The sequence below is a fragment of the Aquimarina celericrescens genome, from assembly GCF_042682765.1.
Classification (GTDB): Bacteria; Bacteroidota; Bacteroidia; order Flavobacteriales; family Flavobacteriaceae; genus Aquimarina; species Aquimarina celericrescens.
This window is the reverse complement of record NZ_JBHUHY010000013.1, coordinates 248,328-269,801: the sequence shown is the minus strand read 5'-3', so window position 1 is coordinate 269,801 and position 21,474 is coordinate 248,328. Positions and strand designations below refer to the sequence as shown.

Annotated in this window: 21 protein-coding genes; 13 read left to right on the top strand and 8 right to left on the bottom strand. The window is 33.5% G+C overall.

The annotated features are described in order from the left end of the window. From ACFSJT_RS12915 to ACFSJT_RS12895, 5 genes are all read right to left on the bottom strand, one after another. A partial coding sequence (locus ACFSJT_RS12915; RefSeq protein WP_378320708.1) for a class I lanthipeptide occupies positions 1 to 57 on the bottom strand: 57 nt, incomplete at its 3' end. Between the two features lie 77 nt (positions 58 to 134). Continuing rightward, positions 135 to 305, bottom strand: coding sequence for a class I lanthipeptide (locus ACFSJT_RS12910; RefSeq protein ID WP_378320704.1), 171 nt, complete (start codon positions 303 to 305; stop codon positions 135 to 137). A gap of 127 nt (positions 306 to 432) precedes the next feature. Continuing rightward, a complete protein-coding gene (locus ACFSJT_RS12905) occupies positions 433 to 1,335 on the bottom strand; it encodes a thiopeptide-type bacteriocin biosynthesis protein (protein WP_378320703.1) in 903 nt (300 codons plus the stop codon). A 6-nt stretch (positions 1,336 to 1,341) separates the two neighbouring features. Beyond that, on the bottom strand, positions 1,342 to 3,495 hold the full coding sequence (locus ACFSJT_RS12900) for a lantibiotic dehydratase family protein (protein WP_378320702.1): 2,154 nt from the start codon (positions 3,493 to 3,495) through the stop codon (positions 1,342 to 1,344). Positions 3,496 to 3,532: 37 nt separating this feature from the next. Continuing rightward, a complete protein-coding gene (locus ACFSJT_RS12895; RefSeq protein ID WP_378320700.1) occupies positions 3,533 to 4,741 on the bottom strand; it encodes an aspartyl protease family protein in 1,209 nt (402 codons plus the stop codon). Positions 4,742 to 5,997: 1,256 nt separating this feature from the next. Here ACFSJT_RS12895 and ACFSJT_RS12890 point away from each other — a divergent pair. The 5 genes from ACFSJT_RS12890 to ACFSJT_RS12870 all read left to right on the top strand — a co-directional run bounded on the left by ACFSJT_RS12890 (position 5,998) and on the right by ACFSJT_RS12870 (position 12,081). After that, complete coding sequence (locus tag ACFSJT_RS12890; protein ID WP_378320698.1) at positions 5,998 to 7,752, top strand: helix-turn-helix domain-containing protein; 1,755 nt, start codon at positions 5,998 to 6,000, stop codon at positions 7,750 to 7,752. A gap of 152 nt (positions 7,753 to 7,904) precedes the next feature. Continuing rightward, positions 7,905 to 8,063, top strand: coding sequence for a class I lanthipeptide (locus tag ACFSJT_RS12885; RefSeq protein WP_378320697.1), 159 nt, complete (start codon positions 7,905 to 7,907; stop codon positions 8,061 to 8,063). 14 nt (positions 8,064 to 8,077) lie between these two features. Further along, positions 8,078 to 10,243 carry a prolyl oligopeptidase family serine peptidase gene (locus tag ACFSJT_RS12880; protein WP_378320696.1) on the top strand — a complete coding sequence of 722 codons (2,166 nt, stop codon included), beginning with the start codon at positions 8,078 to 8,080 and terminating at the stop codon, positions 10,241 to 10,243. 463 nt (positions 10,244 to 10,706) lie between these two features. Next, positions 10,707 to 11,615, top strand: coding sequence for a tetratricopeptide repeat protein (locus ACFSJT_RS12875; protein ID WP_378320694.1), 909 nt, complete (start codon positions 10,707 to 10,709; stop codon positions 11,613 to 11,615). A 31-nt stretch (positions 11,616 to 11,646) separates the two neighbouring features. Beyond that, positions 11,647 to 12,081 (top strand): helix-turn-helix domain-containing protein, encoded by a 435-nt coding sequence (locus ACFSJT_RS12870; RefSeq protein ID WP_378320693.1) that lies wholly within the window; start codon positions 11,647 to 11,649, stop codon positions 12,079 to 12,081. 57 nt (positions 12,082 to 12,138) lie between these two features. Here ACFSJT_RS12870 and ACFSJT_RS12865 read toward each other — a convergent pair whose 3' ends face one another. From ACFSJT_RS12865 to ACFSJT_RS12855, 3 genes are all read right to left on the bottom strand, one after another. Further along, positions 12,139 to 12,411: a hypothetical protein gene (locus ACFSJT_RS12865; RefSeq protein WP_378320692.1), complete on the bottom strand. Its 273-nt coding sequence runs from the start codon at positions 12,409 to 12,411 to the stop codon at positions 12,139 to 12,141. A gap of 467 nt (positions 12,412 to 12,878) precedes the next feature. Beyond that, positions 12,879 to 14,417, bottom strand: coding sequence for an Rne/Rng family ribonuclease (locus ACFSJT_RS12860; protein WP_378320691.1), 1,539 nt, complete (start codon positions 14,415 to 14,417; stop codon positions 12,879 to 12,881). A gap of 370 nt (positions 14,418 to 14,787) precedes the next feature. Then, complete coding sequence (locus tag ACFSJT_RS12855; protein WP_024768281.1) at positions 14,788 to 15,078, bottom strand: HU family DNA-binding protein; 291 nt, start codon at positions 15,076 to 15,078, stop codon at positions 14,788 to 14,790. 129 nt (positions 15,079 to 15,207) lie between these two features. Between ACFSJT_RS12855 and mutY the strand changes: the two genes are divergently transcribed. The 8 genes from mutY (at position 15,208) to rpmA (ending at position 21,430) form a co-directional block, all read left to right on the top strand. Then, on the top strand, positions 15,208 to 16,260 hold the full coding sequence (gene mutY, locus ACFSJT_RS12850) for an A/G-specific adenine glycosylase (protein WP_378320690.1): 1,053 nt from the start codon (positions 15,208 to 15,210) through the stop codon (positions 16,258 to 16,260). Positions 16,261 to 16,536: 276 nt separating this feature from the next. Continuing rightward, on the top strand, positions 16,537 to 16,995 hold the full coding sequence (locus tag ACFSJT_RS12845) for a single-stranded DNA-binding protein (RefSeq protein ID WP_378320689.1): 459 nt from the start codon (positions 16,537 to 16,539) through the stop codon (positions 16,993 to 16,995). 24 nt (positions 16,996 to 17,019) lie between these two features. After that, complete coding sequence (locus ACFSJT_RS12840; RefSeq protein WP_378320688.1) at positions 17,020 to 18,351, top strand: gliding motility-associated protein GldE; 1,332 nt, start codon at positions 17,020 to 17,022, stop codon at positions 18,349 to 18,351. Then, complete coding sequence (gene gldD, locus ACFSJT_RS12835; protein WP_378320687.1) at positions 18,332 to 18,907, top strand: gliding motility lipoprotein GldD; 576 nt, start codon at positions 18,332 to 18,334, stop codon at positions 18,905 to 18,907. Before ACFSJT_RS12840 ends, gldD begins: the two co-directional genes overlap by 20 nt. A 106-nt stretch (positions 18,908 to 19,013) precedes the next feature. Then, positions 19,014 to 19,865 (top strand): DMT family transporter, encoded by an 852-nt coding sequence (locus tag ACFSJT_RS12830; protein ID WP_378320686.1) that lies wholly within the window; start codon positions 19,014 to 19,016, stop codon positions 19,863 to 19,865. A 93-nt stretch (positions 19,866 to 19,958) separates the two neighbouring features. After that, positions 19,959 to 20,432, top strand: coding sequence for a DUF4199 domain-containing protein (locus tag ACFSJT_RS12825; protein ID WP_378320685.1), 474 nt, complete (start codon positions 19,959 to 19,961; stop codon positions 20,430 to 20,432). 104 nt (positions 20,433 to 20,536) lie between these two features. Continuing rightward, complete coding sequence (gene rplU / locus ACFSJT_RS12820; protein WP_378320684.1) at positions 20,537 to 21,121, top strand: 50S ribosomal protein L21; 585 nt, start codon at positions 20,537 to 20,539, stop codon at positions 21,119 to 21,121. A 48-nt stretch (positions 21,122 to 21,169) separates the two neighbouring features. Then, on the top strand, positions 21,170 to 21,430 hold the full coding sequence (gene rpmA, locus ACFSJT_RS12815) for a 50S ribosomal protein L27 (RefSeq protein WP_210196327.1): 261 nt from the start codon (positions 21,170 to 21,172) through the stop codon (positions 21,428 to 21,430). Positions 21,431 to 21,474 lie beyond the last annotated feature (44 nt).

The window sequence follows — 21,474 nt, the reverse complement described above, 5'->3', positions numbered from 1 at the left end:
GTTTTGCATTTCCTGGTTGCTTAAGTTTGCTACTGTTTTTTTGTTTAAATCTAACATGATAAATAGTTTTTAAAATTAATGCCTACTCTATTAAGGATTTTCGGCAATCTCCTTACAAATTGATTTTTTATCTACTATGCAACCATACCATCGTTGCGCGAGGCATCGATATCCGTATTGCCTTTTCCAATTTCAATTTTCCAGGTACATTGTCTTTTTGTACTCTTAATACAAAGTCCCCCTGTTACCTTTTGTAATTCCTGATTGCTTAAGTTTGCTACTGTTTTTTTGTTTAAATCCAACATACTGTATTTGTTATAAATTATTTTTTTTCTTGATTTTATTTTGAGAACTATCCCATCGATTATTACATCCCCTTTTAGGAGAGATAGTCTCGTTCTGTTTTATTAAATCTGCTTTTAGTTATTTTTTTTATACGGCTATTTTCATAGATTCATTTTCCTTTTTTCTTCTGGCTAGTTGACTATAATAGTATTGGTATAATAGATCATATAACACCCATTCATTCATTCGTTGTTTGGATGGAAACAGTCGATTGCAATGCATATGTAAATAACTGTACATCAAATAATCCGTATCTTTCTGGAGACTTTCTTTGCGTAATTTTCGGATTGTTTTTTTGGCTACACCACGATAACTCAAAGCATAATCTTTTAACAATGGATCTACTTCATGTTGAGAATCAGGTTGTAGTATTTCTTCTATAGATTTTCTGTACTTTCTAAACTTCATGCTCAGTTGTTTTCTGACATTTTTATTTACACCAAACTCATTTCCAAAATCTGTCTTAAGCTCCAGAAGTAAATTGCGTTTTTGTTCCAGATTGTAGTCAAATTCATTGAGCAGCGTGTCAATAGCCTTCATGCCCCATAACCATCTTTTATTTTCATCATCATTCATTGCATTTAGCAGTGTTATCATCATTTCGCTGTTTATATTAAATAGTTCTTCTGAAACCTCCATGGTATAATACCCGTATCGCTCTATCTCTCTGGAGTAGGTGTCCACTTGTATTTTATGAATCAACCGCTCTTCCAACATGGGCTCCAGTATGTTATACAATACTTTGGCTAAAGTTCCTATTTGATTAGTATCTTTTAACCGAAATCTTAATCGCAGGTGGAAATCGGGGTCTGCGTATCTTATAAAAAACCAACTATCGATCATTTCTCTTTCTTGTAAATCACCTATTATGCGGGGTAATTGGTTTTTGATAAAGGTATCTGTCGTTTGAGTACCCATATATATTTTGTACGAGAGCCATTCGCTTCCAATTATAAATTTTCGTTGTATGTCTTTTGTTTTTTCTAACATGATTTCTTATTTGTGAAGAGAGAATATAAATTCATTGTTATACGAATGTTTTCCTTTTTTTACAATCGAATCAAATTCGTTGTATAAATTTTCTTTTAATAAAACTCCCGGTTTATTTTTTATTTCAGATAAGAACATATCTCGGCTTATATCATTTTCTAGATCTATCAACAATTCATTGTCGTAATCGGTTACCAGAAAGACAGAAGGAATTTTATGTTTTTCCTGCCATTTGGTAATACTTTCTTTATTGTTTAGCTGCTTTAACTCTTGACCACTAATCCTCCATCGCGCTGCAGATAAGATGACATTTTTGTACCGTACGCGAGGGTAAAAGGTTTCTTCGAATAAACTATCTCCCCAATCAAAATTTACCGTGCTACGCTGATTTTGAGTTTGCATATCTCCCAAGAACTGATATATAGGTAAAGGAGTATCTTCATAATTGTGTGCGTTTGCCATTTTTGGTTCGATACGTCGGTTTAGCTTTTTGGATCTCAATACAAGGGTGTCATTTTGTACAGAGATGTACAGATCTGAAATATATATTTGCTGATCTAGGGGTAGATTGCTTTGTGCCAAATATGCAATTTCATGTTTTCTAACATTGTTTCTGTACAAGATATTTCCGGTTCTCGATTCTGGGAGGTGTACAATTTCTGCCAATATTCGATCATCTTTCTTTTCTTTTTCTACGATCTCTTCAATAATCTCTTTGATTTCTGAATTGGTGTGGCTAAATCTTCCTAGAAGATAACTTGCCGATGGACCTCCTGTATCTACTATAGAGATCAATGGGCCTTCATTTCTTTCAAAAAGATTACACATTACCGGAAATGTGGTAGGCAAATCATCCCAGTTGTCTTTCAGGTCTTTTAGATCGTTGTCGGTAAAAACAACTTCGTGAGCACTTTTTGATTTTGCTTCCGTAAATTTTTGATTGATTAACGTATCTACTTTACCTAGAGTATATTTATAAGATGTGGTTACGTCTGAATCTTGTGCAGTAGTTCCTGAAAGGCGTAAATCATCTATCAACGGACATACATCAAAAGAACCTTTGTGATTTTGATCATAACCAATACCAGCTTCAACATCTAGTGCTATAGATAATGGAATTTCTTCATCTTCATATCGATCGTAAAATGCCTTTTTAAATTGCTCTAATTTATGTTTTTTAGACGGTCTGGAAAGTTTATTAAGAGCACGTAACCCCATTTGAATATCTTTTGTAATACCACTATCGAGTTCATTTGATTTTGTAATCGTGACCAAGTCAGTTTGAAATAAAAACTTCTTATTGAATGGAATCTCAAATTGTTTCAGAAATTCAATAATATCTTGATAGGGTTTTAAATTCTTATGAGATACTTTCTGATCCAAGACATGGATTAGCTCTTTGACTTCTTTCAACCAACTTACTCCTGTGTTTTTATAGATGTGGTCTAGATAATCACCTCCAGAAACTGTAGGAGATATAGAACTTAGTAAGATTTGGTTATCGATTAGATTATGTATAAAATTCTCGGCATCGGTGCTGCTAATTTCTGGAGAAACAATAGCTTGTGCCAGTTCTGCAATTTTGGCTCCTTTTTCTGCAAGTTTCAAAACTTTTCCAATATACAACGAAGCATCGATGGCAATCATGTAATGGTGTCTTGTAGCATTTTTATAACCGTATTCTATATATCTGTATTTACTACCAATTTTATAAAGACTATTGTTAGGATAGTATGTCAAGTTGTTACGAAGTTGTGGTATACTTTCCAGCTCCTGAACCAAAGAACACAGATAGTTCATATCTAATCTGGTAGTTCTAGTAAACTGTGCAATGTCATTTAGCTCAATATTGGTTTCTCCATTTAACCTTCCAACCGAAATCCCCGCAAATAATCCAAATGGCGTGCATCGATAACCCATACGAGTAATGTATTTTAGAAGCGACGACTCTAATCTTGGGTTGTCGTAATCTTTATCGGTAAGATATTTTTGCATCTCGGCATGAAGTTCTGGAGAGGCTAGAAAAATAGCTTCAGAAACTATTGGATCTTTGCACAGTTCTTTAATCTTTTCCGAAGAGATATCATGTAATACCTTACTCGAAAAAATTGGAGTTCTAAGTACATATCTATCTAGTAAAGTATGTGGTTTTGAATTCATGACGTATTAATTTTATCTACTTCTTTTTTTCTCTTTGTTATTGTAATACTACAGTTTTATTTAAGGTTAACTTGGTGATTACACTATCTCGTTGTATAGTCATATTTATAGTTTTTGCAGCATTATCAACCACTCCATTTTGCAGTGATGTGCACCACTGGTTTTGTGTAACTGTACTGAAATCTACTTCATTAATAGCAAGGATTTGATCTCCTATCTTCAACCCATTTTCATTTGCGCTAGATCCATCTATTATTGATTTTACATACAATTTGTTTTCTTTGAAAGATGGCCCAAAACCATAGGTACTTACCTCAGTATTATTATAAGGTGTTGTTGGGATAAACTTTGCCTTTCTGATATTCCAGTTTAAAATGACACGATAATTCTTTAAGAATTTTAATCCCAGAAGCTTTTGATCCAATCCAGTGAAAGAAACCACCGTATTATGTAACTCTAGATCTCCATAGGATAGATTGTCGATAATTCCGTGGTAAAAAGGTTCAGGTTTTCCTGATCCATATACTCCCACAGAAGTACTACCATTACCTTTTATGTATTGTGATATTCTATTCTTATTGATCAATTTTTGAAGCTCTACTCGAGATAAACTTAAAGCCCCTGTATATCCAGTATCGATACGATTATTTAAGGCAGTTATCCCGTTTACTTTTGCACTTATTGATGGAGTGCCTTGATACCCTACAAAGAAATTAATAGCTTTATGATTTACAGGAATATCCAAAGTATCCTCTGTACTGGTAATGGTAATTTTTTGATTTTTGAAATCAATATCCCATATAGCTTTGCGCATTAGGTTGGCACCAATAATGCCATCCACATTTATACAAGCGATTTCTGGGATTGCATTAAGATCATGAATGGCAGTTATCGTATTTACAAAATCTATATCACCGATTTTGATACTGCCTACCGATGCATATTCGAGTTCCTGACCAGCGCCGTGAACGCCGTATACCATTTCAGAATCCAAAGGCTGTAACGCTAACTCTTGTTGTAACTCTTTAGAAAACACATTAGAAGCACCGGTGTCTAGTATAAAGTCACCTTCTTTACCCGCTACAGATGCTTTGATTACCATAAGCCCTTGTCGGTATTCAAAAGGTACGGTTACTGTAAAAGATGGGTTTACTACGGATCCTGAACTAAGTACTTTTTGGAGCTTTGACCCTCCGCATCCCAGAAACAGGAATATAATTGGCGCTATTTTTAAGAGTGATTTCAAAAGATTTGTGTTTTCTAGGTTAATATTCTTTTTTGTGATTTTTAAAAAGCGAGCATAATTGTCGTTAACAGATCAACCAATAGGGTTGTGATTTCTAAAATACCTTTTGTTAATACTGCAATCATTTTGTTTTTGTTATCGAGTTAAAAATTATTGTTCTTTTTTGTTGTTTTGACTGGAGCAAATATAGGGGCGAAAAAAGCCTGAAAACAAGCCAAGTAAGTCGGGATTCCTGAATACAAACCCGGTATTCTTAGAATCCAGACTTCAGAAATTGTAGTTTAAAGTATTGATATATAATACTTTAAAAATTATTTAGGATTGAATATGTAAAAAACTACAAAACCCAAATGCTAAGACCTCGTTTTCATGAATACAGAGTGTCTTTTTCTTGAAATAAGGGTTTTTGTCAAAGGATATTTATGTAAATATTCGGAGAATACCAGCATATTTTTGCCTTAGATTTTGAGTCGTGAAATGAGCATAAAAGATATTACAAGAACCATCTTTTTAATCATCGTGTTGTTTTCAGTTTTATAGAAATAGCCAGGAAATAGAAAAGTTTGTGATTCCAGATTCTTTTTCACGGTTAACGTGTAATGAATTGAAAAATGAATCATATTCACAGCAAAGAAGAATTAAAAATTAGCAAAAAAGCATGAGCCAATATATAAACGATCTTCGTATGGATTATGTTCTGGAACGTTGGTAACAGGACACCAAATTTAGAAAATATACGATCAAAGCCATCGCCCGGGAGATTGGATTCACTACCACAGAGTCTTTTGCCAAAACTTTTTATAAAAAAACAGGTATTTATCCATCCTATTATATCAAACAGTTACAAACAAATGTGTAAAACTCTTGTAGTGTTAATGTTATCTTAATATGTTATGTCTTTTAAACCATATAAAATAGTATATTTGTTGCTTTATAATGTGTAATTGCACACTATAAAAAATATAAAAAACCCCATTCTTACTTTTTTGAAACCAGTAGTGTACAAACTACATACTGGGTACTACTATATTATGGTGTTCATGTGGCCAGACGCCTCATCGAATAGTTGTTTTTGTATGGCATGGTGCATATAGCCTTACAAAAACTACAATATTAATAGAGTAATTTAAGTAACACTATTACTGGTTTTGCTATACAGTGTAAGTGCTATAAAATATAGTTTACTGAATATCGTTGATAGCATAATGCAACATAGTAACCAGAAAATGGTTACCTAAATGTAAGAAATAATACAAATGAAGAACGTACTACAGATCACCATTCTTATCCTCTTTATTCATATAGAAAACAGTAATGCTCAAACCACCCCAAAATTTACGATCCCGGATTCTTTGGCACATTTGGATTATAATGATTTAAGAGAAAAATCTTACAAACAATTGGAAAGGAATAGTAAATTAGCAAAACAATATGCAAAAATATATTTGAGAAAAGCTAGGGTGGAAGGTAATCAATTGGAAATGGCTATGGGATATGCATTAATTGGATATGCTCATTTTTCCAAACATGAATATGAAAAAAGAATAATGTATTTGGATAGTGCTATTGAAAGTTCAAAGACATTAAAAAACAAAAAATTCCCAGCTTTTTTCTTTATTAACAAAGGTGCGGTTTATGAGAATTCGGGTGATTTTAAAAAAGCATTAGATAACTATTTAGTATCTATTGAATGGTCAAAAAAAAATGAGCATAAGGATTTAGAATATGTAGCAATACATAATATAGGTATTTTGAAACGGAAACTTGGAAAGTATGAAGAAGCAAAGGCTATTTTTAAAAAATGTCTATTATACGATATAAGTAAGGAAAAAATGACTTCACGAGATTCTCTAAGTTATCTTGCTACACTTTCTGAGTTAGTTCAAACTTATCATAGAAATAATGAAATTGATTCTGCTGTTATAACAAATAAGAAAGGATTTAATCCGTCCAAAGGAAAAAATGTTCTTTATTTGTTTAAATTGAATGACGCCCTTCTTCAATATTATGATGGTAAATATAAGGAGGTTATTAAAGATACCGATACGTTGTTACCGATTCTTTTGAAAACTGAAAATAAATATTTATTTCAGAAATCTTATTTAATCAATACCTATTTATATCGAGGGAAATCTTATAAAGCGTTAAATAAATTAGATTCTTCAATTAGTTCTTTCAAACGAATCGATTCACTCCTTCAGGTGGACACTTATACTATTCCTGAGATTAGAACTGTATATACAAATCTAATCAACTATTATAAATCTCAAGGAGATAAGAACCAGCAATTGTTTTACGTAAACAGACTGTTGCGTGCTGATAGTATCCTAGACAGTAATTATAAGTATGTAAGTGATCGATTGGTAAAAGATTATGATACTCCAGAATTGTTACTGCAAAAAGAAGCATTGATTGAAGATCTGGAAGATAAACATACTACTTCTTCTATAGGGATACTAATCTTATCGGTAGTATTAGGTATTGGATGCGTGTTTTTGTTTTTATCTTATAAAAAACAAAAACGCTACCAACAGCGTTTTGAAGAGTTGATGGCCACCAGAACCAAACCTGTTCAAGAGATAAAACAAGAAGTAGAAGAGGTAAAAACTAAAACCACCCCCGCTTCTATCGGTATTTCTGAGGAGATTGTAAATGCCATTTTGGAGCAGCTTGACAATTTTGAACAAAAACAAGGCTATATCAAAATGAATCTTACCACCAGCGGTTTGGCCAGTAAATTTGGTACCAATAGTAAATACTTATCCAAAGTCATCAATACCTATAAGCAAAAAAGTTTTATACAATATATTAATGATTTACGTATCGAGTTCATCGTCGACAAATTAAAAACCGAAGCCAAATACCGAATGTATACCATTAAAGCCCTGGCGACCGAGTCGGGTTTTAATACCACCGAGGCGTTTTCGAAGTCGTTTTATAAGAAAACCGGGATTTATCCCTCGTATTTTATAAAACAGTTTGAAAAACAGCAGGAATACGTTAATCGATAGATAATCAAAAGGTTACGTAGTCTGAATTCGGGAATTAACACTCCGAATTCCTGAATCCAGACACCCACCACCGTCAAAACACCCAATTTTGGATTTTTTCATTCTATATTCGCTTCATCAGAAATAAATATTCACACAAAACAAAAGGAAACATGAAAACAAAAGCAAAAAAACTAAAATTAAATAAAATAGCAGTAGCGAGATTAACAGATGAAGAATTAACAACAATTAAAGGAAATGGTGATGGTGAAAGAAGTTATCCGGGAGACCCTATTTGCCCTGGTATGTTGTTAATTCCTCATGCTTTGTAAACTTTCTTTATAGTATGATTAAAAAACTTGTAATTTTCATCATGTTTGTATCTTGCTCTGATAATGTCAAACAACAACATGTAATTGAAGGTAAACCTGAGGTCAATATATATCATGGTAAAAAGATAAAAGATCCGTACAGAAATTTGGAAAATTTAGAGGATTCTACTGTTCTAAAATGGCTAAAGAATCAAGGTGATTATGCATTTAAAACTCTAGAAAAACTCGATAGAAGACAGTTTTTAATCCAAAAATATAAGGAATTTGATAATCAAAAATTGTTTAGAATAGACAAGTTGAAGAGTTTGACTAATGGCAAGTTTTTTTATATAAAGACAAAAGCAGATGAAAATGTAGGTAAATTATACATGCGAAATAATCTTCATGATGAAGAAATTCTGTTATTTGATCCATCAAAATTTAGAAAGGAAACAAAAGAAACTTATGTAATAGGGAGTTTGCAGCCAGATTGGAATGGTAATAATGTGGTGATTTGTGTTTCACAAGAAGGAGAAGAGTTGTCAGAAGTAATTATTGTTAATTCATTGACAAGAAAAGTTTTTCCAAGGAGTATTAAAAATAATAACTCTCATATTAATGAAGTACAATGGTTACCTGATAATACAGGTTTTGTTTACCTTTATTCTCCGGTTGAAGATCCTAAAAATCCTAATTATGGACTTAATACTAGTTCAAAACTGTTTAAGTTGGAAGAGGATTTTTCTGACTCAATAGAACTTTTTTCGTTGAATAATAATCCACGTTTGTCACTTAAGCCTGAAGACTATCCGCTTTTACATATTCGAAATAAACATGACAATATAGTTTTTGCAGAGGTTAGTGGTTCATCATCTTTTAAGGATATGTATTATAAATCAATTGATGATCTTCTTTCAAAAGATAGCCCCTGGGAGTTATTGTACAGAAAGTCAGATAAGGTTAAAAAAGCAGTTCTAGTAAATAATAAACTGGTTTTTTTGACAGCCAAAAATGCTTCGAATTATAAAATTGCTAGAACCCCAATTGATAACCTTGATTTTGAAACTCCGGAAGTTTTAGTGGCCGAAAATCGGAATTCGGTCATTCAAGATTTTGAAATAACCAAAGATGGGATGTTTTTTGTGAAAGTCAAAAATGGAGTTGATGCGAGACTATATCATTATAGGAACAGTAAAGAAGAAGAGATTGTATTACCTAATCCTTCTGGGAAAATACAGATTAGTTCTAGAGGCCCTAAAGACAATTATCTAGAGATTTCTACTTATGGATGGATTGAAGGTAATACCACTTATCAATATGATGTTACCAATAATACATTTACTAATCTTAATTTAGAACCTAGTATTCATTATAAAGACTTTGAAGATTTGGTGGTAGAAGAGATAGAGGTACCATCGCACGATGGGGTTTTGGTTCCTGTATCGGTTATTTATAAAAAAGGAATTAAAAAGGATGGGAACACCCCAACACTATTTTACGGATATGGATCATATGGGGGTTCAATAAGCCCTTTCTTTTCTCCAAATTTTTTAAGTTGGGTTACTGAAGGAGGTATTCTGACAATAGCCCATGTTCGGGGAGGTGGGGAAAAAGGAGATGATTGGCATAAGGCCGGTTTTAAAACCACTAAACCCAATACCTGGAAGGATATGATTGCCTGTACGGAGTATATGATTAAAGAAGGATATACTAGGCCTGAAAAATCGGCCATATGGGGGACTAGCGCTGGAGGTATCATGGCTGGTAGGGCTATGACGGAGCGACCAGATTTATATGCAGCAGTTATTATGTATTCCCCTTCTACTAATTTAGTGAGGTCGGAAATACAACCTAACGGCCCAAATAGTGTTAAAGAATTTGGTACCGTTAAAATTAGGGAGGAATTTGAAGCTTTGTTAGAGATGGATTCATATCATCATATTAAAAAAGGAGTTAAGTACCCTGCCACTCTTGTCGGGGCAGGAATGAAAGATGGAAGAGTAGTGGTTTGGGATCCAGCTAAATTTATAGCTAGACTGCAAGCATCAAATGTTTCTAACAACCCTATATTATTTGCTGTGGATTTTAAATCAGGTCATGGTGGTATGAGTAGTACACAAAATAAAAGATATGAATTATATGCTAATGCCCTAGCCTTTGCTTTTTGGCAAACAGGCCATCCTGGATATCAACCCGAATAAAATGAGTTAGTGAGTATAAAAAAAACCGGTAGAAACCGGTTTTTTTTGTTTTCTACCCCAGCACGTATATGATACCACGATTATTTCCATATTTTGAGAGGAATATTTAACTCCTATCCATGAGATACTGTTATCTCATCATTATCTATTTGTGTTTTTCTTTTTTTGGATATACCCAAGGATTTCAAATTCCGGATTCGTTGGCAGGTTTAAGTTCTGAAGAGTTAAGGGAGAGGTTTTACTCTAAAAGGTTCGGTTTCATTCTAAATAAAAATAGCAGGATGTATGCGAAGACCTACTTACAAAAAAGTAAACATGAACAAGACACTCTCAATACCGCTCTAGGTTATGCAATGGTGGTTTATACCTTTTCAAATAAGAATGTTGATTTTAAGAAACGGTTTCTTTATTTAGATAGCGCCATTGTGATAACGAAACCATTAAAAATAATGAGTACCCTGCCATGTTCTATCTTAATAAAGGAGCATCTTATGGGATTTATGGAAACTTTAAGAAAGCGATTGATAATTATTTAGAGGTAATAAAATGGTCTACAAAACAAAAAAATGATCGTTTATTAAATATAGCAATCCATAATATTGGATCTTTAAAAAAGAGACTGGGAAAATACAAGGAGGCCAAAGTTCTATTTAAACGTTGTATGTCACAGTCAATTGATAAAGACAAAATGACTAGAGGAGATACGCTAAGGTATCTTGGAAATATGCATGACCTTATACATACTTATAGATTGAGTAATCAGATAGATTCCATGTCTATTTTTAATAAACAAGGACTTGTATTTTCAAAAAAAGAAGAAATTAAATGCTTATTTGAGTTAAATGATTTAATACTTAAATATTATAAAGGTGAATACTCCGTTATAATTACTCAAGCGGATACAATTGTATTGGAAATGTTAAAACCAAAAAACAGGTACTTTCTTTGGAAATCTGATCTAATCAATGCTTATTTATATCAAGGAAAGTCCTATGAGGCCTTATCAGATACTGAAAATGCCATCAAGTATTATAAAAAGATAGATTCTATAGTACATGTATCAAATTATGTGGTCCCAGAAACACGATGGGTATATAAACGATTAATACAGCATCACAAATCATTAGGCGACCGGGATCAGCAATTGGTGTATATTGATAAATTATTGCGTTCTGATAGTATATTGTATAGTAACCACAAGTATGTAAGTGATAAATTGATCAAAGAATATGATACACCCAACTTATTAAAAGAAAAAGAACGACTTATTGCTTCTTTAGAAGGAGATAAAAAAAGATCGTCTGGCAATGTTTTGGTATTATCATTGTTTTTGTTGGTAAACATGGGTGGTTGTTGGGTACTATTACTATAAATAACGTCGCTATAAACAACGATTTTTACAATTGATAGAAACCAAAAACAACCCAGTGGTTGCAAAAGAAAAAGCTGTAAAAAACAAACCTTCTGTTACTAATATAAGTGATGAGGTCCGGGATCATTTGCTCGTCAAGCTACAAAAATTCGAAGAGTCTCGGGGCTATCTTAAGTCCAAGCTCAATACCAAAGACCTAGCTAAAAGCTTTGGGTCGAATTCTAGCTACCTATCGATTGTAGTCAATACCTATAAACAAAAGAGTTTTAGCCAATATATTAACGATCTTTGTATTGATTATGCAGTAGCGCGCCTACAAACTGATACCAAATTCAGGAAATATACGGTCAAAGCCATCGCACAAGAGATCGGTTTTAATACGGCTGAGGCCTTTGCCAAAACCTTTTATAAAAACACAGGGATCTATCCTTCGTATTTTATTAAGCAGTTAGAGAGTAGGGATTAGCTATTAGAAACCGTGCCCTGAGCCTGTCGAAGGGTACCTTACCCTACAAACCTACAATCACCGCACAAATGGATTCAACATATCAGGATCACCGTTTTTATGATAAAACCCAAAGCTAAAACCCACCGATTTTTCATAGATAAAACTCTGCGATGTCATGTCATAAACTACTGGGGCATTAAGTTCACGCATGGTATTAATGGTTCGGTACAATTTGGTTTTTGAGATGCCCAATCGATCGGCCAGCTCGACAGGATTTCCCGTGGCTTGCATTCGTATTAATTGATCAATACGCTCTATAAGCTCGATTTGTTTGATTATTATGTTCATGATACATTCCCTTTTATTTCTTGGTTGTTGGTTAGGTCATGTTCAAACAAATTGTTTTATGGGTGTGTGTGGGGTAAACAACGACCTTTGATGAGATCAAATGTAGTGTGTTCTCCAGCTTAAAAACAAGCCCAGCATATCTGTTTTTATAAAATACGAGTGAAAAAACATATGTTAAGTAATTGATAAACAAGTATTTGTTGAAAAGAGTTCGTTGTTAGAATGTAAAGGGTTATTGTGTAAAAAGTGAGGGGATTAAGATAAGAATGTTCGATATGAAGATACCCTCATTACTGAAAAAAGTTCAGCACAAGGGTTAAACTTCTCCCCTGAGGAGAAGGAATTTTTAATATCTGTTTATACAGTAATTAGTAAATTTTTTTAGATAGACCAATTCAAACGGATGGGATTTTTTATTGGATTTTTCTTAAAACAAAAAACCCGGCTTCATGGGCCGGGTTTTATTTTTACTTTATCAATTCACCATTTTTATCGTGAAAATGATATTCTAAATACGTGTAAGCGTCTCTAGGTACAATCTTAACCCATCGTTTATGGTCAAAAAACCATTTTGATCGGGTCGATGGAAATCCTTTGGTTAAAAAAGCAGCAATAAAAGGATGTGCACTTAATGTGATCTTTTTATGCTCTTTTTTAATTAATTTTTCTAATTCGACCTTTATTTTTTCTACCAAAACAATAGGCGCCTCAACTTCGCCATTCATTCCGTTAGGATCATCCTCACGGGTTTTGATATTCATTTCTGGTCGCACACGCTGTCGCGTGATTTGAATCAAGCCAAATTTACTTGGCGGTAAAATTTTATGCTTCGCTCTATCGTCTTTCATCTCTTCTCTCAAATGATTGAAAAGAGTTCTACGGTTATCGGCATTATTCATATCTATAAAATCGACTACGATAATACCTCCCATGTCTCTAAGACGAAGTTGTCGAGCAACTTCAGCCGCGCTAATTAGATTTACCTCTAGTGCGGTATCTTCTTGATTTTTGGCTTTATTAGAACGGTTACCGCTATTTACATCGATAACATGCATTGCTTCTGTATGTTCGATGACCAAATATGCTCCCTTACTCATCGATACCGTCTTACCAAAACTTGTTTTGATTTGCCGTTCGATACCATGTTTTTCAAAAATAGGTACCTTGGCATTATGAAGCTTTACAATTGACTCCTTTTTTGGCGCAATTTCTTGCAGATACTCTTTGATTCTGTTGTAAAGATCTTCATCATCTACAACAATAGATGTAAAGGTGTCATTAAAAACATCTCTTAATATTGAAGATGCTCTGTTCATTTCACCTAATACTTTTGATGGATGGTGAGCTTTGTATAATTTTTTACACATAGCTTTCCAGCGATCCACCAGGTTTTGCAAATCTTTGTCTAGTTCTGCTACTTTTTTGCCTTCTGCTACTGTACGAACAATAACTCCGAAACCTTTAGGTCTTATACTCTTAACGAGTCTTTTTAATCGTTCTTTTTCTTCAGAGGATTCTATTTTTTGAGAAATAGAAATTCGGTTAGAAAAAGGAACTAAAACTATATATCTTCCTGCAATCGAAAGCTCAGAGCTTATTCGAGGGCCTTTGGTTGATATGGGTTCCTTTACTATCTGTACTAATAGTGATTGATTTGATTTTAACACATTGGTTATAGTACCGTGTTTATCAATATCATCTTCTAAAGGAAAATCCTTTAGAGAATAATTTTTTAATTTACCTGTGCTTACACGTTTGATGAATTTAAGTAAAGAAGATACTTGAGGACCAAGGTCATGATAATGCAAAAATGCATCTTTTTCGTAGCCAACATTTACAAATGCGGCGTTAAGACCAGGGACAGATTTTCTGATTTTGGCAATAAAAATATCACCTACCGAAAAATTACTGTCGTCTTCTTCCTTATGTAATTCAATAAGTTTTCCATCCTTTAATAAGGCAAAATCTGTAGAGGAACCAGATCTGATGATCAATTCTTTGTTCACTCGTATTTAGATTTTAATCTCGATAATAATCGAGACGGATTAAACAATTTTTTCATGATTCAGAAAGTTTTTGTCAGATAAAAAAGACAAAAATCTCTTACATTATGAATTCATAGAACAAAAACTAAGCTCTGTTGCTATTATTTTCACAGGAATTTTTGATAATTCCGTTGAAATAAAACAAATGCATCGGTAGTAGATTTTTGTTTTATTTCGATTTCAAAGAACATTACTTTTAAACAGAAAAAGTAGTTAGAAAACTACTTTTTCTTATGACGGTTGGCTCTTCTTCTTTTTTTACGCTTGTGCGTAGCTACCTTGTGTCTTTTTCGTTTTTTACCACTTGGCATAGTGTACTGTTTATTTATTATTATTTAACTTCTACGTTTGTTTTTACACCTTCTACAAATACTTTAGCAGGTTTAAATGCTGGTATATTGTGTGCAGGAATTTTGATGGTAGTATTTTTTGAAATATTACGTCCCGTTTTTTCTGCTCTTGTTTTGATGATAAAGCTTCCAAATCCTCTAAGATAAACGTTATCTCCGCTCTCTAAAGAACTCTTTACTTCTTCCATAAATGTTTCAACAGTGGCTTGAACATCTCCTTTTTCTATTCCTAGCTTCTCTGAAATTTTTGCTACGATATCTGCTTTAGTCATTATATTCCTATTTAGGGGTTTTTAAATTTTCAAGGGGGCAAATATAAGAATTTAAATTCCAAAATATCAATACTTAAGATGAAATTATCATCTTTAATCGTTTAATTTTACAAAACTAACAATTTTGTGATGAAATTTTCTAAAAAACTCATAACGTGGTACTTACAAAACAAAAGATCAATGCCATGGAGAGAAACTACCGATCCATATCGTATTTGGCTAAGCGAAATAATACTTCAACAGACAAGAGTTGCGCAAGGACTACCTTATTATTTGTCTTTTACTAAGACCTTTCCTACTGTTTTTGACTTGGCTAATGCAAAGGAAGAAGAAGTATTAAAATTATGGCAGGGTTTGGGATACTATTCGCGGGCAAGAAATTTACATGCAACGGCAAAATATGTGGCTAACGAATTAAAAGGAGTGTTTCCCAAGACATATAAGGATCTGTTAGAATTAAAAGGGGTTGGAGATTATACGGCAAGTGCCATTGCTTCGATTTGTTACAAGGAGGCTGTCCCGGTTGTTGATGGAAACGTATATAGGGTATTATCCAGATATTTTGGAATTGAAACTCCTATTAATAGTACCCAGGGAATAAAGGAATACAAAAAGCTTGCTATCGAATTGATGGATCACGAAGATCCTGCGGATTATAATCAAGCTATTATGGAGTTTGGAGCATTGCAATGCAAGCCCAAGAATCCCTATTGTATTGTATGCCCTCTTAATGATAGTTGCGAAGGATTAAAAAAAGGAAAGATTGAAGAATTACCAGTTAAACTAAAAAAACTAAAAGTCAAAAAAAGGTACTTTAATTATTTGGTATACATTATTAATGAGAAGCAAACTATTATACAGCAGCGAACAGGCAATGGAATATGGCAAGGGTTGTACGAATTTCCTTTAGTCGAAAATAATCAAAATAATCTTGAGAGTATTCAGTCTGATAGTATATTTAAAAAAATGGTAAATGGTGTAAAATATGACATTACCTCTTTTAAAGAAGAGCCTATCGTACATAAATTGTCTCACCAGCATTTATACACAAAATTCTACATTATAAAATTGAGTGTCATCCCAAAATTAGAAGGGCATCAGAAAATTGTAAATTATAAAGACATACACAATTATCCGGTTCCTATTCTGCTAGGTAAGTTTATAGATTCTTTTTTTCAGTGAGAAATTGAAGCCAACCCACTATATATAATCAGCTTGAATGGCTAGCTAATTAAATGAAGATTCCTCAACTTTGCTAGTGATAACTTTAATGATCCTCTTAATAATAGTTAACATGATTATTTCGGTTATTGGTTTATCAATTTTTTACTACATTTACTATATAACAACACTGTTTTAGAAGCATATGAAAATAAGAAGCGCATAAATAGCGTTATTTATAAAGGTTTATTATTTCTTTGCAATTCTAAAATTTAAACAACAAACTGTAAACAAACAATGTCTGGAACATTAAATAAGGTAATGCTTATAGGGCATACGGGAGATGAAGTAAAAATGCATTATTTTGAAGGAGGAAATTGCATAGGTAGATTTCCGCTTGCGACTAATGATTCTTATGTGAACAAATCCACAAACGAGAGAGTAACAACCACCGAGTGGCACAATATTGTTGTTAGAAATAAGGCTGCCGAAATTTGTGAAAAATACCTAAAGAAAGGAGATAAAATTTATATAGAAGGTCGTCTTAAGACCAGAAAATGGCAAGACGAGCAGGGTAAAGATAGGTACAGTACTGAAATACAGTGTACAGATTTTACTTTTCTAACACCTAAAAATGAGAACCAACCATCTGGGACTACACCTCAGAATACGCCACAAACGAATCCTCCTGCAGCTAATCCGCAGGTAAGTTCATCTAATACATCAGTAACAGAAGAGGATGATCTTCCGTTCTGATATGTTTAACTAAACAAAGATAATTTGGACCCTGATCCTGAACCGTTATTTATTTCATTATTCGTTTTTGATTTGATGCAAACCTTTAATCTGGCTTTATTGTTGGTTTTACTCTTTTTTTCTGCATTGATATCAGGAAGCGAAGTCGCTTTGTTTTCTTTAACGTCCACAGATTTAAAAGAGGAGGAAAATAGTTCTAAGAATATTAGAATCATATCCAAACTACTAAGCAGTCCTAAAAAGCTTTTGGCAACCATATTGGTGGCGAATAACTTTATCAATATTGCAATAGTTCTTCTATTTGACTCTATTGGCGAAATATATTTTAACAACCTGGATTATACCTGGTTTGGTTGGATCAATGTCAGGTTTGTAGTTGAAGTGGGTGTGGCTACTTTTTTAATTTTGTTATTTGGAGAAATTCTTCCTAAAATCTACGCAAGTAGAAATAGAGTAAAGTTTTCTAATTTTATGGCAAAACCTCTTGGAGTTTTAGACTGGATTTTATCACCAGTAAGTTTTCCAATGCGCAGGATCACAGTCGGTATACATAATCGTCTGGGAAAACAAAAATCCAATTTAAGCGTTGATCAATTGTCTCAGGCCTTAGAGCTTACGTCAGATCATGATACTACAGTAGAAGAAAAGAAAATACTCGAGGGTATTGTATCTTTTGGGAATACTGATACGAAACAGGTAATGAAGCCTCGTATGGATATTTTTGCCCTTAACAATGCCTCTACATACAAAGAAATCATGCCGCAAGTTGTAGAAAATGGATATTCCCGTATCCCTGTATTCGAAGAAAATATTGATAAGGTAATAGGTATTTTATATGTAAAAGATCTATTACCCCATGTTAATAAGACTGATTATGCTTGGACTACTTTATTAAGAGACCCGTACTTTGTTCCAGAAAATAAAAAGCTCGATGATTTACTTAACGATTTTAAAGTTAAAAAGAATCATTTGGCTATCGTTGTTGATGAGTATGGAGGTACAAGTGGGCTGATTTCTCTTGAAGATATTATTGAAGAAATTGTAGGGGATATTAGTGATGAATTTGATGATGAAGATCTTATATTTTCCAAACTTGATGACAATAACTACGTTTTTGAGGGGAGAACAACGTTAAAAGATTTTTATAAAGTCTTAAAGCTCGAAGATAATAGCATTTTTGAGAGTAGAAAAGGAGATTCTGAAACCATTGCAGGTCTTTTATTAGAAATTTCGGGAAGTTTTCCGAGACCAGGAGAGAAAATAGCATTGAATAATTATGTGTTCAAAATAGAAGCTTTGGACAACAAACGAATAAAGCAAGTGAAACTTACGATTAATGAAAAAGAAAACGTATAAACTTTTTGGCATAGCTCTGGCATCGTTGCTCCTATTCTCTTGTGGAGGAGAAATTTTACCAAAACCAAAGGGTATGTTGCGTTTAAGCTATCCATCTCCAAAATATAAAGAAGTGGTATCTGCCTGTCCGTATTCATTTGAGAAGAATGACTTTTCAAAACTACAAAGAGCACAAAGAAATAGAAAATGCTGGTATAACCTTGAGTATAAAAAGCTAAAGGCCACCATGTATATTTCGTATTATCAAGTTCGAAACAACCTGGATTCATTATTAAGGGATGCTCAAAATCTTACACAAGAGCATGTGATTAAGGCAGACGGAATTTTACAGGAACCTTTTGTTGATCCAGAAAATGAAGTATATGGGATGTTTTATGAGGTGTCAGGGGATGCCGCATCTCAGTCTCAGTTTTACCTTACCGATAGTGTTCGGCATTTTGTAGTGGGTTCTATTTATTTTAAAGTAAAGCCTAACTATGACTCCATTCTTCCGGCTGCCGATTATCTGCGTAATGATATGCGACATCTAATGGAGTCATTAAGATGGAAAGAGTAAGCACAAATTTTGGTTAATTTTCTTCCAAAAACAGTTGAATGCATTGAAAATTTTATAATTTTCGCAACTTACGTAAAGGGAAATGCAAAATATAAAACTTAAATGGATGTACTTAATTGTACTATCTCTTATTTGGGGTAGTTCATTTATTCTTATCAAGAAATCACTTATCGGCCTTTCACCATTACAATTGGGAGCACTAAGAACCGTATTTGCTGCCATTTTTTTGTTTTCCATTGGTATAAAAAGTATCAAGACCATTCAAGGGAATGAATGGAAATGGGTAGCTATTTCTGCTTTTGTAGGGACTTTTATACCTGCTTTCTTGTTTGCTTTTGCAGAAACTGAAATTGATAGTGGGATTACTTCTATTCTTAATTCCCTTACACCTTTGATCACATTTGCCTTAGGAATTTTATTATTTGCAATTCGTTTTAACAAGAACCAGCTTATTGGCGTTATTATAGGTTTGGTTGGTAGCATAGGGCTTATCTGGGAAGGCTCAATTATTAATCCCGATCAAAATTATGGCTATGCCTTTCTTGTTATTATTGCCACATTTGGCTACGGAATTAACGTTAATATCATTAAGCGTCATCTACAACATGTTTCACCAATGGCCATTGCTAATGGTAATTTTGTTGTTCTCATAATTCCAGCATTAATTGTATTATTCGCTTCAGACTTTTTTACTACAAGTTTATTTACCGATCTGGATGTGCAAACCAGTATTGCATATATGGCATTATTGGCTATTTTGGGAACAGGGATTGCCAAAATAATGTTTAATAAACTGATTCAGATAAGTACCCCCGTATTTGCAAGTTCTGTTACTTATATAATGCCGATTATTGCCTTATTTTGGGGGTTGTGGGATGGAGAGAAATTTTCGCTATATCAACTATTAGCTTCCGTTGTTATTATATTTGGCGTATATCTCACCAATAAAAACAGGTAATTTCTGAGGGTCTAAGAATTGTTAAATTAACAAGGCTTTAAGGTTAAAAAACTCTTAATTTTCTTACTTTTAAAGAAAAACAAACATGAAATTATGAAAAGATCTACTCTACCCGTTAAATACGGAGTGTTTATTGCCATAGGGCTCATTGTATACTTTTTACTTCTTTCACTTATAGGAGTGCAAACTAATCCCATTTTCAGCTTAGGTAATGGTATTATTGTTGCTTTTGGATTATATGCAGCCATGAAAAAATATAAGAAAGAAAAAGGAGGTGACTTTGATTATCAAAAAGGGTTTATGGCTGGTTTATTTACAGGATTTAATGCTACTATTATTTTTACCATTTTCTTTGCCATATATGTCACGCACATAAATACGAACTTTTTACCCAACATGTTGGCGAATTGGAGCTCTCATTATCATGTGGGAGTAGGTATCGTGGTGTTTATTGCGGCTATAATGGGATTTGCTACTACTTTTGTCCTCACCTTATCTTTTATGCAACTGTTCAAAGAAAGCTGGAATCCAAAAAAAAAACATAACTCTCCCCCTGTAGAGGTGTAAAAAGATTTGTCATTTAATTAATTAGCAGTATATTTGCACCCGCCTATTGAAAAAATAGGCCATGTTCTTTGTATTTAAAATAAATTAATTAAACGTTACGCTATATGTACGCAATTGTAGAGATAGCAGGGCAGCAATTCAAAGTTGCGAAAGACCAAAAAGTATTTGTACATCGTTTAGCAGGAGAAGAAGGAGATAAAGTTTCTTTTGATAAAGTTCTTCTTGCAGCAGATGGAGATAAAGTTACTTTAGGCGCCCCAGCTATAGATGGAGCTCAAGTAGGAGCAAAAATCACGAGACACCTAAAGGGTGATAAAGTTATTGTTTTCAAGAAAAAGAGACGTAAAGGATACCGTGTAAAAAATGGTCACCGTCAAGCTCTTACAGAAATTGTAATTGAAAGTATTGTAACTTCTGGAGCTAAGAAAGCAGCTCCTAAAAAAGAAACTAAAAAAGCTGAGCCAAAAGCCAAGGCCGAAACGCAAGTAAAAGCCAAAGCAACTGCTCCAAAAGCAGAAACCAAGCCTAAGGCTGCAGCTCCAAAGAAAGAAGTTGCTCCAAAAGCAAGCACTGAAGATTTAAGCGCTAAAACAGTAGCTGAATTAAAGGAAATGGCAAAAGCCAAAGGAATATCTGGAATTTCTTCTATGAAGAAAGCAGAGTTAATTGAAGCTTTGCAAGGAAAATAAATAGACGGCAGGTAATACTGTTATTATTAATAATAAAACCTAAAGAAAATGGCTCATAAAAAAGGAGTTGGTAGTTCGAAAAACGGTAGAGAATCAGAATCGAAACGCTTAGGTGTAAAGATATTTGGTGGACAAGCTGCCGTGGCTGGTAACATTATTGTAAGACAAAGAGGTACAGCCCATAAACCAGGTGAAAACGTTTATGCTGGTAAAGATCATACCCTTCACGCCAAAGTGGACGGTATCGTAAAGTTTACTAAGAAAAAGGATAATAAATCTTATGTTTCTATAGAACCATTTGAAGCCTAAGGTATTCTTTGATTGTAATAAAATAATTGACCCTCTTTAGGAAA